This is a genomic window from Streptomyces gossypii (genome assembly GCF_025165795.1).
Classification (GTDB): Bacteria; Actinomycetota; Actinomycetes; order Streptomycetales; family Streptomycetaceae; genus Streptomyces; species Streptomyces gossypii.
The window spans coordinates 224,088-235,682 of the sequence record NZ_JAJAGO010000006.1 but is presented as its reverse complement, the minus strand read 5'-3'; the positions used below and the strand labels follow the sequence as shown (position 1 = coordinate 235,682).

The window sequence follows — 11,595 nt, the reverse complement described above, 5'->3', positions numbered from 1 at the left end:
CAGGCTGTTAGAAGTTGCCGTTGGAGAGGATCTCGCCAGCCGAGTCGTAGACCGTCACGAGTCCGTTCTTCGAGTCGCGCCAGTCCGCGAACGCGGAGGCGAGCAGCTTGCCGTCGCCCGTGTGCGGGCCGACGATACCGCCGGTGTAGTCCGTGTGGATCTCCGCGCTGTCGAGGATGTCGTTCTGCTCCCCGGCGCCCTGCACCTTGACGACGTGCTTCGCCGCGTCCTGCTCCTGCGGAGTGCCGTTCTTTGCGATGAACGCCTTGAACTCCTCGGCCTGGGACTTCTTCTCCGCCGGGGCCTCGGGCTCGGGCTCGTCCTTGGGCTTCTCCTCGGCCGGCTTGTCGTCCTTCGCTGCGGGTGCCTGGTCCTTCGGCTGCTCGGCGGCAACCTGGTCCTTTTCGCCGTCAGCGGTGTCCTCGCCGCCGCTCGCGACCGCGCCGACGACGATTAGCGCGAAGAAGATGCCGAACCCGATGCCGATCTTCTTCCCGCGGCTCATCTTCGGCTTCGGCGCCGGGGGCTGCGGGGTGCCGTATCCGTACGGCTGCTGGGGCTGCTGGGGCTGCTGCGGGTTCTGCTGGTACTGACTCATGCTGTCGCTCCTGATGGTGATGGTACGGGAGCGGGGGGTGACGGTAGAGAGAGTGTCAGACCCCGCTGGGTTATGGGGAGTTACAGGGAAATGGCCGCTGATTCCGTACTGACCAGTTGCCTGCGTGTCAGTGGTCGTCAGGGTTGGCGGCCTTCTTGGTCCAGCCGCCGGTCTTCGCGTCGTAGTCGCGGGACTGGCCGGAGTCGGATTCGGCGCGCTTGGGGTCTCGGGTGGGCATGTCTCGGCGAAGTGCCACGATGGTGGTCCTGTCTCCTGGTGGGGATGGGGTCTGGGGCGGCCGATCGCCTGGCAGTGAGTCGGCCGCCCCAGGGCTGGCTGGTAATCAGGTGGCGGTCATGCAGGGACACGGCACGGTGTACGGAGTGCCGTCCGCGTAAGCGGGGCGCTCCGCCCGCGCCCAGGCGCGGGTCTCGCAGACGCGCGCGGTGTGGCAGGGGCAGGCCGGGCAGTCGTCCGGGGCTGGGCGCTCCCAGCGGTGCCCTTCGGGGGCTTCCATGGACGAGTCTTCGATCCAGCGGGTCATAGGTGGTCTCCTTCGGTGGGTTGGGGGTCAGAGGATGCCGATCCAGCGGGCGACGTCGTCCGGCGCGATCCCGGTGACCGTCTCGACCAGCACGCACAGGAGCAGCACGACGATCACGGTGGCGGGGCCGAGAACGCCCGGAGTGACGTGACGAACCCGGTCTCCGGCTGTGGGCTGCATGCCAGCGTGCGCCTGGGTGCGGTGCTCGTCCTGGGCGGTGCGCGCGGGGCCGCGCCAGCTGCTCACCTCGCCGCGGATGTTGCAGGCGTTGCACTCGTATCGGTAGGGCATCAGGCGCTCTCTCGGGTGGGTTGAAGGGGCGTAGCGGGGGCCGCTACAGCTGTAGCGGGGTCCGCTACATTGCTGGTCAGGGGTGGTGTAGCGGGCGTAGCTACAGTGCTGGGCTGGGCCGCGGGGCGGAGGTCGGAGAGGGGTCCGATGACGGCCTCCAGGTCCTCCCGGTGCACCCCTCGGCGGACCTTCCTGGGAGCGCCCGGGACACCCCCTCCCGGGGCCCCCACGGAGGGCCGGGTGGGCACCCCCCGCTGCGCCAGTGCCGCGCGCACCTCGGGCCCCTCCCGGGTGCGGTGCGGTGCGGCCTCGTTGACGGCTGCCACCAGGGTGTCGAGGTGGACTCCGCGGGCGTCGCCGATCAGCTGCGCGCACAGCGTCAGCAGCGGGTCCAGGGCTGGGAGTTCGGGCTCCTCCTCGGCGGGAGCGGAGAAGGCCGGCACCGGCGCCGGATGGCGAGGGCGCTTCCTGCGCCGCTCGGGCAGCTGCTCCGGCTCACTCCCCGCGGCGTACGCGACGGCTGCGCCGAGCCCGGCGGCGCCGGTGAGTGCCCAGGGCAGTACGCCCTCGGCGGCGGCCCACTGCCACGCCCACCAGCCGCCGCCCGCGACCGTGGCCGCACGGCCCGCGCGCGACTTCACCGAGCCCGCGCGGCCACGGCCCTTGCCGCGGCGGCGCATGAGCGTGCGCAGCCCGTCCAGCAGGCGGCGGGGCGCGGTCCGGCCCCGGCGCGCGGCAGCGCCCGCGGCGTGCCGCAGTCCACTCCCCGCCCGGTAGGCCACGCGCCAGTGCCAGGTAGGCGCGGGGGCGCGGCGGATCGGGGTCGCCATCACGCGGGTGGCGCGGGCGTAGGTACGGCCGATGACCTCGCCCACCCGCTCGGCCCGGCACTCGTGCACGTCGTCGCTGGCCATGTCAGCCCGCGAAGATCGTGATGAAGGACCCGACCACGCTGGTGATCTCTTTCCATAGGCCGCTGCTGGCGCTGGCCGCGGTCATCAGCAGGAAGCCCAGCACCACCGAGCCGAGGAGCTTGGGCCGGGTGTACCACCACCAGGCGTAGAGCGAGAGCGCGACCGCCGCGGGGACGACACCGAATTCGGCGCCGCCGGTCGCGGTCATCTCCTGGGCCTTCTCCGCGAGGATCGACCACGGCCGACCGGTGCGCGCGTACGCGTAGGCCATCGCCACGCCCGCGGCGAGACCGGCGGCGGGGCCGATCGTCTGACCGCCCTTCTTGACGGCAGCTACGACGAGCACGGTGAGCAGCAGCGACAGGCCGTGGAGGCCGATTTCCAACATGGCGACGAGTCCTTGCAGGTCAGGGGTGGAGGAACGCGGCGATGACGCAAGCGGTGTAGGTGCAGCGGCCGACCCAGGCGACAGCGGTCACAGCGCGGGCGGTGCGGTGGCCGACGGCCCAGCCCGCCAGGATCAGGGCGACGGAGATACCGGTCGGCGCACCGGATATGGCGCCGGTGAGCCAGGGGGTGACGCCGATCCACCACGGGACGGCGATGGTGCTGATGCCGTAGGCGAGTTGGCCGAGTCGTGGCCGGGGCTGGGTGACGGCGGACATGGCGGCGCGGGCCTGGTCGGCGGCGCGCTGCTGTATGGGCCTGGTGCGGTGTGCGTCCACGAGCCGGTCAGCTACGCGGGTCGGGTCCCAACGGTGTGCCGCTCGCTCGGTGTCCGGACTGTCCGGCACCTCGTCGGCGTCGTCCGGCCCCGTGTCGGCCGTGTCGGGGTCGGTGTCCGGCTGCTGCTCGGCGGCGTCCAGGTCGACCAGTTGGCCGGGGGCGGGGAGCCGGCCGCCACCCGCCGCACGGCGGATGGTGCCGGCCTTCGGGGCCGGGCTGCTGCTCGCGGTGTCCGGGGCGTCCGGGTCGTATACGTCGTCCCACCAGTCGTCAGCCACAGCTGACCTCGGGGATGCATTCGTGTCGGGTGGCGAAGGCGAGTGCCTTGCCGAAGTCGCGTGCGCTGTACCCGCGGTCGAGGTGGCGGCACCCGGGGCAGATCCAGGCGTATCCGTGCTGGGTGGGTGCTCCGGTGGTGTCGTGGGCGGTGTACTCGGCGCGGTGCAGATTGATGGTGCAGCCGCAGCGGGCGGTGGTGGTGGTGAGGACGCCGGAGTACACGCCGCGGGGTGCGACGGGGCGGCGTGCGGGTGCGGGGTGGGGTACGGGTGCGGGACGGTCGGCCGGGTGCACCTCGGCGTGTACGTAGCCGGAGGGCAGGCGCGGCGGCAGGGCCGGGAGTGCACCCGGGTGGGGGGTGCGCACCCGGGTACGGCGGGTGCGGGACTTGAGCAGCATGGCGAGGGTCCTCACGGGGCGGTGGTGGTCAGTGCGGTCTGGAGGCGCTGCGCTCGGGCCTGGCCGATGCCGAGGCTCTTGAGTTGGCGCAGGGATGGGGTGCGGCCGGGTGCGAGTGCGCGGGCCTGGTCCAGCAGTGGGTCGGTCTCAGCGGGTTCGGGTGCGAACCCAGAGGGCACGGTGGCGTGCACTTCGAGGCGGCGGGGCGGGTCGAGTGCGGCCACGGGTGCGGGTGCGCACACCTCGGGGTGCGGCAGGTGCATGGGTGCGAGGTCGAGCACGAACCGGTGCAGCGGCTCGGGCTCGGAGGCCGGGGCCTCGGGTGCAGGGGTCCGGGTACGCTCCGGGTGCACCTCGGGTACGGGTGCGGGGGTGCGGGGCGGGTTGGGTGCGCCGATCGCCACCCGCACCAGCTGCTCGGAGACGACCACCCCATGGCTGATGCACTCCGCGGCCAACTCGCCCGGGTTCAGGTTCGGGTGCGCACTCTGTACTCGGCGCACCGCGTCCAGCGGGTGCATGTCGGCGAGCTGCTGGTGCACGAGTGCGGCCGGAGTGCGCGGGGTGGCGGGCGGCTGCTCGGGCTGCCACGGAGAGCGCAGCTCGATGCTGGTCAGCTCGGCTGCGCCGCGGCGAGCGGAGAGGAGCAGGAGCAGATGATGCCGCTGCTCGGGGTCGGCGCCGACCCCGGCGCGGGCGACTGCGGCGGCGAGCCGGGCCCGTCCCCAGGGGGAGAGCCAACGCCGGGAGGCGAGGCGGACGGCGCGGGCGGTGGCCCGGTCACGGGAGATCTGCTCTGCGGTACGGTCCCGGACGGCGAGGCCGAGGCGGGACAGCATCCGCTCCCGCAACTCCCGCCCGATCATGGCGAGGAGGCCGGAGGAGAGGGCGCGGGGCCGGGCGACGCGGATCTCCAGGCCCATGGCCAGGTGCCACAGCAGGCCGGCCATGACGGGGCCGATCACGGCCCGGACGGTGCCGCCGATGAGGCCGGACTCCGCATAGGCGGGGATGACCTGTACGCCGGTGATGACCCAGACGAGGATGCCAGGAACGCCGGAGGTGCCTGAGGTGCCGGAGGTCTCGGCGGTGGTGGCCTTGTGCGCGCGGGCCATCAGGGCGCAGGCGAGAAGCGCCACTTCGGCGGCGGCGAACATCATGACCCGCTCGGCCGTGGATGCCATGTCGAGGCGGTGCGCGGCGAAGCGCCACGAGGTGTCTGCGGTGTAGGCGGTGCACACGGCGGCGCCGATGGCTGCGACGACGACGGAGGATTGCGGGCGGATGGCGGATCGGACGGCGCGGGCCACGCACCAGACGGTTCCGGCAGCGAGCAGCAGTGTGGCGGCGGCGAGTGCGGCGGCTGGGTAGGGGTGGTGGCTGGCCCAGCTGGTGACCGCGGCGGGGTCCATGGCGCTCCTGTGCGGAGATGGGGCCGGGCCGTGTGGTGGCGGCCCGGCCGGGTGTCAGACGGAGGGGCGGGGCATGGCGCGGCAGGTATCGGCGTGCCGCTGTGCCCAGCGATGGGCGGTCGGCTCGTGCTCTGTCGTGTCGGTCTCGGGGCAGCCGCGGCACTTCATCTCGTAGCGGAGGTAGAGGTCGCCGCCGAGGTCGGTCACGTCGACGGGGGCGCCGCCGAGGTTGAGGTAGCGGGCGACGACGCCTTCGGGCCAGGTGCTGGTCATGCCAAGTCCTTCTCGAGTCCTAGGGGGCCGGGCCGCAGTGCGTGACGTGCGGCCCGGCCGGGGTGTCAGACGGAGGCGAGGGCGAGGGCGGCGAGCCGCCGCTGCTCGGCGGCGGCGGCGAGGCAGTTGGCCCGGTGCGCTGGGTCGGTGGTCTCTTCGGCCACGGCCTCCCAGCGGGTGGCGGAGGTCTCGCACAGCCACGCCACATGGCGGGCGATGTCGGCGCTCAGTGTGGGCATCAGCGGCGCCCCCGCTCGGCTCCGGCGGCCTCGTTGCCGGAGGCGCGAGCCTGGCCGAGCTGCTCGCGTGCGGCGGCCTTGGTCACCTCGGACTGGGCGTGCGCGTAGTCGTCAGCGGCCTGCGCGAGGATGAGCGCCGCTTCGGGGCTGGGCGCGGGGTCGGGCTGGTCGGTACGATCCGACATGGTCATCACTCCTGGTAGTGCAGGTGGATGGCTGCCCCCGGCCCATATGGCGTTCCAGCGCCGGGCCGGGGGCTTTTGCATCAGCAGCGTGGGCTGCTTCCCACGAGCGTATGGGACCCCCTACACTCATGGCAAGCGGCCTGCCCGAAGAGATGAGGCCGGGCGTGACCGAGGAGGCCAAGCGGGTGATCAAGGCCATGGATACCGTCGAGGCGATGCCGGACCCGGAGCAGCGCGCCAAGGCGATCAGCGAAGTCCTGGCAGATCAGGCGAAGAGGGCGAAGAAGTGGCGCGACGACCGCCGTGAAGTGGTGCTGAGCATGCGGGCGCAGAAGCCGCCGGTCTCGTACCGAAAGATCGCGGCTGCGCTCGGGGTGTCCCTGCGCACGGTGCAGGACATCGAGACGGGCTACAGCGGTTCGGGGTCACATAGGCCACGCGTCAAGGACCGAGCGGCGAAGGAGACCCCTGATGACGGCTGACTTGACCGCGTTCCTGCGGGCGCGGCTGGACGAGGACGAAGCGGTGGCGCGGAAGGCGAAGCCCGGCCCATGGCGCGCCGACGGCGGCAGCGTGTACGCCGCACACCCGACCGACGAGGTCGTGGACTACGCCCGCGACAACAGCGCGCCGCACATCGCTCGCCATGGTCCGGCCCGCGTGCTGCGGGAGGTGGAGGCCAAGAAGCGAATGGTGACCGCGTACGAGTATGCACTCGAGATGAAGACGGCGAACGCTGCCAACTATCAGGCGTGGGTGAACAACGACGCTCCCCCGTACCCGGAAGCGGCTGAGGGGACGGACGAGCAGAGACGGGAGATCCCCGGCCTCGCGCATGCACTCCGCCTGCTGACCCTGCCGTATGCCGACCACCCCGATTACCGCGAGGAGTGGCTGCCATGACCACGTGCCGAGCTGTTCTCCACCATCAACACGGCATGGCCCAATGCGATCTCCCGCCCCACGACGATGAGCAGCAGCACGGCGCGTGGTGCGACAACTGCCTGGAGTACGGCTACGACGACCCTAGTGATCGCCTGGACTGGGGCCGTGACGGCGAGGACTGGCTGATCACGCCGTAGCCGCACCGCACACACGGAAGCGCCCGCCCTGTTGGCGGGCGCTTCGTCGTGCCGGGGCTATGCGCCAGGCGCCGCAGCCCGCTGATCGTAGGCGGCCAGCAGCACCACGGTGAGAGTCACCACCTCCTGCGCGGCGCCCCGTCCGGTCAAGATAAGCGCGGCCCCAGCGAGCAGCGCCGTGCAGTAGACGACGGCGCGGGCGGTAGAACTGGGCGTGCTGGGCTGCGACATGAAGTTCCTCTCCCCGGGCGGTGGGCGCATTGCCCCTGTCCTTAAGTGAGTAGCGCAACGTTTAGGCCCGGGGTCATCGACAAGCTGCCAGCTCACGTGAACGTACGGAAGCGCCCGCCCCAGCCGGGGCGGGCGCTTCGTCGTGCTGGGGTTACGCAGCGCTCCCCGGCTCCCCTTCTGCTGCGGGCGCGGCGGCTGGTTCAGTAGCCGCCGTTTTCGCGCAGATCCTTGGTGACCTGCTCGCGGAGGTCCGGGCAGTACGCGGTCACACCGAGGACGAGCAGCTGGTTGGCATCGGCCAACTCGGTGCCCCAGTCCATGCCGCTGGGGTAGAGCGCGGCCCCGTCGAAGTCATCGAACACGTACTCCACGCTGTGGCCGGCCTTGAGTTCGGTGCACCACTCCGGAGGAAATTCGAGCAGCTCCTCGTTGGTGGGGCGGGCGTCGGCCCAGCTGGCAAACTCCGCGGCTCGGACATCGGCGAGGAACTTCTGCTTCGGGCTGGTGCTGCTGCTGGCGGTGGGGGTCGCCTTGCTGTCGCTGCTGCTGTCGTCGCTGCTGCATGCGGCGGTGAGGGGGAGCAGCAGCAGGGCGGTGATGGTGGTGGCGGTGCGCATGTGCACGGTGTCCCCCCGGGACTGTGGTGGTGAGGGCCATCGTGGGGGGCGTGTCCCGGGAGTGTACGGGTTGTGATCGAACGGTGACCCGTGGCCCGGCCGTTGGGTGCGGCCGGGCCGGGGTTCAGCGGGTCGGGGTCCAGGTGGTGAGCGCGGGCCCGGCGTCGACGGCCGGGCAGGGGGCGCCGTTGGGGCACGGCTCGTCACGGGCCTGCTGGACGAGCTGAAGAAGGCGGGTCCCGGACGCGCATTCGGCCCCTCCGTCACCGTCATCCGGGTCGCGGGCGACGACCCAGTCCGGGCCTACGGCCTCGATACGGACGCAGTGGTAGTGATCGCGGCCGAACGCGCCGTACGCGAAGCCGTGGACGGTGTCGCCGGGGGCGAGGGGTCGGCGGGCGGTCACGACGCACCGCCCGCTGCGGCGGCGGCCAGGACCGCCCGGAGGTCGTCCGCGGCGAATGGTTGGCCGCCCGCGTCCCAGGCGTCGGCGAGGGCGGTGAGTTCGGCGCGCAGCGCTGTGTGCCCGTCTCCCGCTCGAACAGGCGTCCCGGTATCCGGAGATGCGTCCGTGGCCTCCTGTGCCACTGTGGCGCCCGTGTGGCCACTGTGGCGGGGCGGCTGGGCGTCGACAACTGCCTCGTACTCTCGGTGCACCCGTACCTCCACCGCGACATAAGCCACGACGGGGACGGCGGGGCCGAAGCCCTTCACCGCGGCCGGGCGGGGGCGGTCGCACCACACGTCCGCGCCGCACGAGCAGTCAGGCGGTAGTTCAGCTTCGGCGGAGGCGCGGACATTGACGGGGCGGTGCGCCTGGGCGGGTTCGGTCATCGCGGGGTTCTCCTGACGGTGGGTGGTCGGCGTGCCCGGAGCGGGGTTCGAACCCGCGCTGCGCCGTTTTTAGGACGGTGCCTCTGCCTGCTGGGCTATCCGGGCTGGGAGGTGTGGGGCCCTCCAAGGGGTCAGCCGGGGGGTGTCGTCTCCGCGGCGGGCGACGGCCGGAACTGTTGGCCGAAGACCGTGGTCCCCTCTGGTCCGGCGAGGATGACCGCGGCGGCGACCCCGTCCACGAGATCGTCGGTGCAGCGGATGACGGTGTTCCGCTGCCGACCGTTGCGGGGCCGGCGGTCCGAGTACTGCATGACGTCGCCGTAAGTGCCGAGCGAGGCGCCACCGCGGCGGGCGACGCCGATCAGCCACTCCTGGGTCAGGTGCTCGGTGGCGATCCGGTGCTCCAGGTCGCGGATGCGCAGCGGCACCGCGTACTCCAGCCAGTCGGCCAACCATTCGGCCCCGTCCGGGGGTTCCGGCTGGCGCATCACGCCACCTCCGCCCGGCGGCGCTGGCGCAGGCGAGCGACAGCGGATCGGGTGCCGACGGTGCCGCGTGTGCTGCCTGCGCGCCGGTCGCATCCCCACGGGCGGGAAGGGGTCTCACCCTCATGCCAGAGAACCCGGAACCGGCGTCGCGCCAAGGTCAGCTGGCTTTCGAGTCCGCCGGTGGAGGTCCCGTACAGGCGGGCGGCGTCCGCGTAGTCGCCCGTGGCGGCGAGCGCGTGCACGGCCGCGAGCTGGCCGCGGGTGAGGGTGGGGAGGATCTGTTCCACCGCCATCCTGTCCACGATGGCGGTCTCCGGGCTGGGTGCGGCGCGTCCTGCCCACGCCCAGTACGTGGCGTACTTGACGCCTGAGTTGCTGGTGTCGCGGCGGGCTCCGTGGTGGCGCATGGTGTCGCGGACGTCATCGGCGAGTGCTCTGCGGCCGGCCTCCATCAGGTCGACTCGGCGGGGTTCGGTGGCGGTGGCGTAGAGGTGTTCGACGATGCCGTGCCAGGCGGCGCTGTACAGGTCGTCGCGGTCGCCTGCGGGCCACCAGGCGCGGTTGTTGGAGACGACGGTGCGGGCGAGGCGGTCGAGCCCAACGAGGGTCCAGCCCCAGCGGATGCCGTCGCCGCGGACGGCGGCGGCGGGGTCGGGCTCCGGCTCGACGTGCTTGGTGATGGTCCAGGTGCCGGCGTGTTGGCCGTGGCTGATGATGGTGCCGGTGTGGGTGTCGGTGGTGTGGATGGTGACGCGGGTGGAGCCGAGGATGCCGCGGGCGTGCCGGTACACCTCGGGCGCGAGGGCGGCGTCCTGGTCGAGGTGGCGGATGTAGCGGCCGGCGGCAAGGTCGAGGGTCAGGGTGTGGGTCATCTGGTCCTCCTGGTGAGCCGGCGGGCGGCGGTGCGTATGGGGTCGGGGCCGGGCACAGCTGCGGCGTGGCCGAGGGGCAGCGCGGTGACGACCGCGACGAGCAGCACGTAGGCGATCAGGGTCAGCACGGCGGGTCCTCCGGGCTGGGGAAGGACACGGCGGGGCTGCGCGGGGGCGGCGGGTCGTGGCGGTGGCGCCAGGCGCGCACGGTGGCGCGGGGACGGGTGGCGAGCAGCAGCACGATCTCGACGCCGAACACTGGCTGCGTCGCCCACCAACGCCACGTGTTGCGGGTCACGGCGGAGCGGCGGATGGTGCACCAGGCCCAGTCGGATGCGCGGCGGGCGGGCCGGATACGGCCGAGGACGTATCCAGCAGCGAGCGCGGCGGCGGCGCTGATGGCGAGGGTCAGCACGGCGTGCTCCGCTCGACGTCCGGGGCGGGCTGCTGGGCGTCGGGGTGGGCGCAGGGGCCGCCGTTGCAGGCTCCGGTGTCGCCGCATCCGAGGCATTCCGCCTCGGGCTGCTCCCCGCTGTCCAGGGCGGTGCGGATGCGGGCGTTGAGTGCGCATCCGGCGCAGGTGAGGCCCTCGCCGAGGGAGTCGTGTCCGCCCATGGCGCCGTATCGGTGGGTGATCTCAGCCAGGCACAGCTGTTCGGCCAGGAGTTCGCGGGCGTTGGCGAGCTGCTGTTCGGCGCGGTCGCCGCGTTCCTGCCACTGGTACCGCTCGGCGGCCATCTCCTGCCGCTGCTCCAGGATTCGCCGCGCGGTGCGGTCGGCGACGTCCAGCTCGTGACGGGCCTGCTCCAGCTGGCCGAGCCGCCGTCCCAGCGCCCGGCGCGCCTGCTCCAGCTCGGTGGCCAGCTGTGCGCATTCCTGTTCGAGCGTGACGGCCACCTCGCGGGCGCGGTCCCGTTCGGCGCGGAGGTCCGGGACGATGACCTGCTGCCAGTGCTCCAGCTCGATGCGGGTACGGCGGAGACTGTCCTCGGCCAGCTCAGCACGGTCCCGCCCCAGTGAGTCACGCTCGGCGGCGAGGCGGTCTCGGTCGCGCTCGATCTCGGCCGCCTTGGACCGCCAGGTCTCGCGTCCGGCCGCGAGTTGGCGGGTGAGGGTGCGCAGCTGCTCGCCCTCGGCCGGGGTGAGGTGGTTGCACGCGCGGTCCACGAGGACCCGCAGCCGGTCAGCGGGGAGCTGCTGGCGGCCGGGGCAGTGGACCGGGGTCATGCCGGGCTGCGGCTCCCAGGTGTGCGTGTCGTGGGCGCGGCCGAGGACGGCGAGGGAGCAGCGGAGTTCGGCGGGCACGGGCTCGGCCATCACGCACCCGCCCCGGCGTCCGTGACGGGCGGCTCGTTGTCCACCAGCAGCCACAGGGGGGAGATGCTGCCCGGCTCGTGGAGGCTGGGTTGCTCGTCGAGTGCGTAGAAGGCGCCGGTCTGACCGTGCCAGCCGATCTGACGCCAGGTCTGCGTGGCGGAAAGGGTCATGGTGCGCATCTCGCTGCCGGACCCTTCGAACGCGCGTCGGTACGGGCGGGAGTCGGGGGGCGGCGTTGTGGGGTGGAATCCACTGGGGTTGCGGCGGATATGCCGGTCGCGGGGCTGAGTCATG

Annotated in this window: 25 protein-coding genes and 1 tRNA gene; 3 read left to right on the top strand and 23 right to left on the bottom strand. The window is 72.5% G+C overall.

Going from position 1 to position 11,595, the window contains the following annotated elements; translation table 11 throughout:
- Positions 1 to 7: 7 nt before the first annotated feature.
- From LHJ74_RS14685 to LHJ74_RS14630, 12 genes are all read right to left on the bottom strand, one after another.
- Entirely contained in the window at positions 8 to 598 is a 591-nt protein-coding gene (locus LHJ74_RS14685) for a hypothetical protein (RefSeq protein ID WP_260218458.1), read from the bottom strand.
- Positions 599 to 725: 127 nt separating this feature from the next.
- Positions 726 to 854 carry a hypothetical protein gene (locus LHJ74_RS14680; RefSeq protein ID WP_260218457.1) on the bottom strand — a complete coding sequence of 43 codons (129 nt, stop codon included), beginning with the start codon at positions 852 to 854 and terminating at the stop codon, positions 726 to 728.
- An 87-nt stretch (positions 855 to 941) separates the two neighbouring features.
- Positions 942 to 1,142: a hypothetical protein gene (locus tag LHJ74_RS14675; protein WP_260218456.1), complete on the bottom strand. Its 201-nt coding sequence runs from the start codon at positions 1,140 to 1,142 to the stop codon at positions 942 to 944.
- Between the two features lie 27 nt (positions 1,143 to 1,169).
- The gene (locus LHJ74_RS14670; protein WP_260218455.1) at positions 1,170 to 1,433 is read right to left on the bottom strand and encodes a hypothetical protein; all 264 of its coding nucleotides are present in this window, start codon (positions 1,431 to 1,433) and stop codon (positions 1,170 to 1,172) included.
- Positions 1,433 to 2,347, bottom strand: coding sequence for a hypothetical protein (locus LHJ74_RS14665; RefSeq protein WP_260218454.1), 915 nt, complete (start codon positions 2,345 to 2,347; stop codon positions 1,433 to 1,435). The genes LHJ74_RS14670 and LHJ74_RS14665 overlap by 1 nt, the downstream gene beginning before the upstream one ends.
- A gap of 1 nt (position 2,348) precedes the next feature.
- Positions 2,349 to 2,735 (bottom strand): hypothetical protein, encoded by a 387-nt coding sequence (locus LHJ74_RS14660; protein WP_260218453.1) that lies wholly within the window; start codon positions 2,733 to 2,735, stop codon positions 2,349 to 2,351.
- Positions 2,736 to 2,754: 19 nt separating this feature from the next.
- The gene (locus LHJ74_RS14655; protein WP_260218452.1) at positions 2,755 to 3,351 is read right to left on the bottom strand and encodes a hypothetical protein; all 597 of its coding nucleotides are present in this window, start codon (positions 3,349 to 3,351) and stop codon (positions 2,755 to 2,757) included.
- Positions 3,344 to 3,766 (bottom strand): hypothetical protein, encoded by a 423-nt coding sequence (locus LHJ74_RS14650; protein ID WP_260218451.1) that lies wholly within the window; start codon positions 3,764 to 3,766, stop codon positions 3,344 to 3,346. Before LHJ74_RS14650 ends, LHJ74_RS14655 begins: the two co-directional genes overlap by 8 nt.
- On the bottom strand, positions 3,763 to 5,163 hold the full coding sequence (locus LHJ74_RS14645; RefSeq protein ID WP_260218450.1) for a hypothetical protein: 1,401 nt from the start codon (positions 5,161 to 5,163) through the stop codon (positions 3,763 to 3,765). The genes LHJ74_RS14650 and LHJ74_RS14645 overlap by 4 nt, the downstream gene beginning before the upstream one ends.
- Positions 5,164 to 5,217: 54 nt before the next feature.
- Positions 5,218 to 5,436: a hypothetical protein gene (locus LHJ74_RS14640; RefSeq protein WP_260218449.1), complete on the bottom strand. Its 219-nt coding sequence runs from the start codon at positions 5,434 to 5,436 to the stop codon at positions 5,218 to 5,220.
- A 65-nt stretch (positions 5,437 to 5,501) separates the two neighbouring features.
- On the bottom strand, positions 5,502 to 5,675 hold the full coding sequence (locus tag LHJ74_RS14635; RefSeq protein ID WP_260218448.1) for a hypothetical protein: 174 nt from the start codon (positions 5,673 to 5,675) through the stop codon (positions 5,502 to 5,504).
- Positions 5,675 to 5,860 carry a hypothetical protein gene (locus LHJ74_RS14630; RefSeq protein ID WP_260218447.1) on the bottom strand — a complete coding sequence of 62 codons (186 nt, stop codon included), beginning with the start codon at positions 5,858 to 5,860 and terminating at the stop codon, positions 5,675 to 5,677. Before LHJ74_RS14630 ends, LHJ74_RS14635 begins: the two co-directional genes overlap by 1 nt.
- A 128-nt stretch (positions 5,861 to 5,988) precedes the next feature.
- Between LHJ74_RS14630 and LHJ74_RS14625 the strand changes: the two genes are divergently transcribed.
- Genes LHJ74_RS14625 through LHJ74_RS14615 form a run of 3 tightly spaced genes read left to right on the top strand, consistent with a single transcriptional unit; the run spans position 5,989 to position 6,942 of the window.
- Positions 5,989 to 6,342, top strand: coding sequence for a helix-turn-helix domain-containing protein (locus LHJ74_RS14625; protein WP_260218446.1), 354 nt, complete (start codon positions 5,989 to 5,991; stop codon positions 6,340 to 6,342).
- Complete coding sequence (locus LHJ74_RS14620; protein WP_260218445.1) at positions 6,332 to 6,763, top strand: DUF6221 family protein; 432 nt, start codon at positions 6,332 to 6,334, stop codon at positions 6,761 to 6,763. The genes LHJ74_RS14625 and LHJ74_RS14620 overlap by 11 nt, the downstream gene beginning before the upstream one ends.
- Entirely contained in the window at positions 6,760 to 6,942 is a 183-nt protein-coding gene (locus LHJ74_RS14615) for a hypothetical protein (RefSeq protein WP_260218444.1), read from the top strand. The genes LHJ74_RS14620 and LHJ74_RS14615 overlap by 4 nt, the downstream gene beginning before the upstream one ends.
- A gap of 57 nt (positions 6,943 to 6,999) precedes the next feature.
- On the opposite strand, the gene LHJ74_RS14610 is transcribed toward LHJ74_RS14615, so the two are convergent.
- The 11 genes from LHJ74_RS14610 to LHJ74_RS14560 form a co-directional block, all read right to left on the bottom strand.
- The gene (locus tag LHJ74_RS14610) at positions 7,000 to 7,173 is read right to left on the bottom strand and encodes a hypothetical protein (protein WP_260218443.1); all 174 of its coding nucleotides are present in this window, start codon (positions 7,171 to 7,173) and stop codon (positions 7,000 to 7,002) included.
- A gap of 200 nt (positions 7,174 to 7,373) precedes the next feature.
- Positions 7,374 to 7,790: a hypothetical protein gene (locus LHJ74_RS14605; protein WP_260218442.1), complete on the bottom strand. Its 417-nt coding sequence runs from the start codon at positions 7,788 to 7,790 to the stop codon at positions 7,374 to 7,376.
- A 124-nt stretch (positions 7,791 to 7,914) separates the two neighbouring features.
- Positions 7,915 to 8,196: a hypothetical protein gene (locus LHJ74_RS14600; protein ID WP_260218441.1), complete on the bottom strand. Its 282-nt coding sequence runs from the start codon at positions 8,194 to 8,196 to the stop codon at positions 7,915 to 7,917.
- The gene (locus LHJ74_RS14595; RefSeq protein WP_260218440.1) at positions 8,193 to 8,624 is read right to left on the bottom strand and encodes a hypothetical protein; all 432 of its coding nucleotides are present in this window, start codon (positions 8,622 to 8,624) and stop codon (positions 8,193 to 8,195) included. Before LHJ74_RS14595 ends, LHJ74_RS14600 begins: the two co-directional genes overlap by 4 nt.
- A 32-nt stretch (positions 8,625 to 8,656) precedes the next feature.
- A tRNA-OTHER gene (locus LHJ74_RS14590) sits at positions 8,657 to 8,729 on the bottom strand.
- Positions 8,730 to 8,755: 26 nt separating this feature from the next.
- Positions 8,756 to 9,112, bottom strand: coding sequence for a hypothetical protein (locus tag LHJ74_RS14585; protein ID WP_260218439.1), 357 nt, complete (start codon positions 9,110 to 9,112; stop codon positions 8,756 to 8,758).
- Positions 9,112 to 9,984, bottom strand: coding sequence for a hypothetical protein (locus tag LHJ74_RS14580; RefSeq protein ID WP_260218438.1), 873 nt, complete (start codon positions 9,982 to 9,984; stop codon positions 9,112 to 9,114). Before LHJ74_RS14580 ends, LHJ74_RS14585 begins: the two co-directional genes overlap by 1 nt.
- Positions 9,981 to 10,112, bottom strand: a complete 132-nt coding sequence (locus tag LHJ74_RS14575) for a hypothetical protein (RefSeq protein ID WP_260218437.1) — start codon at positions 10,110 to 10,112, stop codon at positions 9,981 to 9,983. Before LHJ74_RS14575 ends, LHJ74_RS14580 begins: the two co-directional genes overlap by 4 nt.
- A complete protein-coding gene (locus LHJ74_RS14570; protein ID WP_260218436.1) occupies positions 10,106 to 10,399 on the bottom strand; it encodes a hypothetical protein in 294 nt (97 codons plus the stop codon). Before LHJ74_RS14570 ends, LHJ74_RS14575 begins: the two co-directional genes overlap by 7 nt.
- Entirely contained in the window at positions 10,393 to 11,301 is a 909-nt protein-coding gene (locus LHJ74_RS14565; RefSeq protein ID WP_260218435.1) for a hypothetical protein, read from the bottom strand. Before LHJ74_RS14565 ends, LHJ74_RS14570 begins: the two co-directional genes overlap by 7 nt.
- On the bottom strand, positions 11,301 to 11,594 hold the full coding sequence (locus tag LHJ74_RS14560; protein WP_260218434.1) for a hypothetical protein: 294 nt from the start codon (positions 11,592 to 11,594) through the stop codon (positions 11,301 to 11,303). Before LHJ74_RS14560 ends, LHJ74_RS14565 begins: the two co-directional genes overlap by 1 nt.
- Position 11,595 lies beyond the last annotated feature (1 nt).

Coding starts and splice junctions, on each gene's coding strand:
- LHJ74_RS14685 (WP_260218458.1), bottom strand. CDS start 598: ATGAGTCAGTACCAGCAGAACCCGCAGCAGCCCCAGCAGCCCCAGCAG.
- LHJ74_RS14675 (WP_260218456.1), bottom strand. CDS start 1,142: ATGACCCGCTGGATCGAAGACTCGTCCATGGAAGCCCCCGAAGGGCAC.
- LHJ74_RS14670 (WP_260218455.1), bottom strand. CDS start 1,433: ATGCCCTACCGATACGAGTGCAACGCCTGCAACATCCGCGGCGAGGTG.
- LHJ74_RS14665 (WP_260218454.1), bottom strand. CDS start 2,347: ATGGCCAGCGACGACGTGCACGAGTGCCGGGCCGAGCGGGTGGGCGAG.
- LHJ74_RS14660 (WP_260218453.1), bottom strand. CDS start 2,735: ATGTTGGAAATCGGCCTCCACGGCCTGTCGCTGCTGCTCACCGTGCTC.
- LHJ74_RS14645 (WP_260218450.1), bottom strand. CDS start 5,163: ATGGACCCCGCCGCGGTCACCAGCTGGGCCAGCCACCACCCCTACCCA.
- LHJ74_RS14640 (WP_260218449.1), bottom strand. CDS start 5,436: ATGACCAGCACCTGGCCCGAAGGCGTCGTCGCCCGCTACCTCAACCTC.
- LHJ74_RS14635 (WP_260218448.1), bottom strand. CDS start 5,675: ATGCCCACACTGAGCGCCGACATCGCCCGCCATGTGGCGTGGCTGTGC.
- LHJ74_RS14630 (WP_260218447.1), bottom strand. CDS start 5,860: ATGTCGGATCGTACCGACCAGCCCGACCCCGCGCCCAGCCCCGAAGCG.
- LHJ74_RS14625 (WP_260218446.1), top strand. CDS start 5,989: ATGGCAAGCGGCCTGCCCGAAGAGATGAGGCCGGGCGTGACCGAGGAG.
- LHJ74_RS14620 (WP_260218445.1), top strand. CDS start 6,332: ATGACGGCTGACTTGACCGCGTTCCTGCGGGCGCGGCTGGACGAGGAC.
- LHJ74_RS14615 (WP_260218444.1), top strand. CDS start 6,760: ATGACCACGTGCCGAGCTGTTCTCCACCATCAACACGGCATGGCCCAA.
- LHJ74_RS14610 (WP_260218443.1), bottom strand. CDS start 7,173: ATGTCGCAGCCCAGCACGCCCAGTTCTACCGCCCGCGCCGTCGTCTAC.
- LHJ74_RS14605 (WP_260218442.1), bottom strand. CDS start 7,790: ATGCGCACCGCCACCACCATCACCGCCCTGCTGCTGCTCCCCCTCACC.
- LHJ74_RS14595 (WP_260218440.1), bottom strand. CDS start 8,624: ATGACCGAACCCGCCCAGGCGCACCGCCCCGTCAATGTCCGCGCCTCC.
- LHJ74_RS14585 (WP_260218439.1), bottom strand. CDS start 9,112: ATGCGCCAGCCGGAACCCCCGGACGGGGCCGAATGGTTGGCCGACTGG.
- LHJ74_RS14580 (WP_260218438.1), bottom strand. CDS start 9,984: ATGACCCACACCCTGACCCTCGACCTTGCCGCCGGCCGCTACATCCGC.
- LHJ74_RS14565 (WP_260218435.1), bottom strand. CDS start 11,301: ATGGCCGAGCCCGTGCCCGCCGAACTCCGCTGCTCCCTCGCCGTCCTC.
- LHJ74_RS14560 (WP_260218434.1), bottom strand. CDS start 11,594: ATGACTCAGCCCCGCGACCGGCATATCCGCCGCAACCCCAGTGGATTC.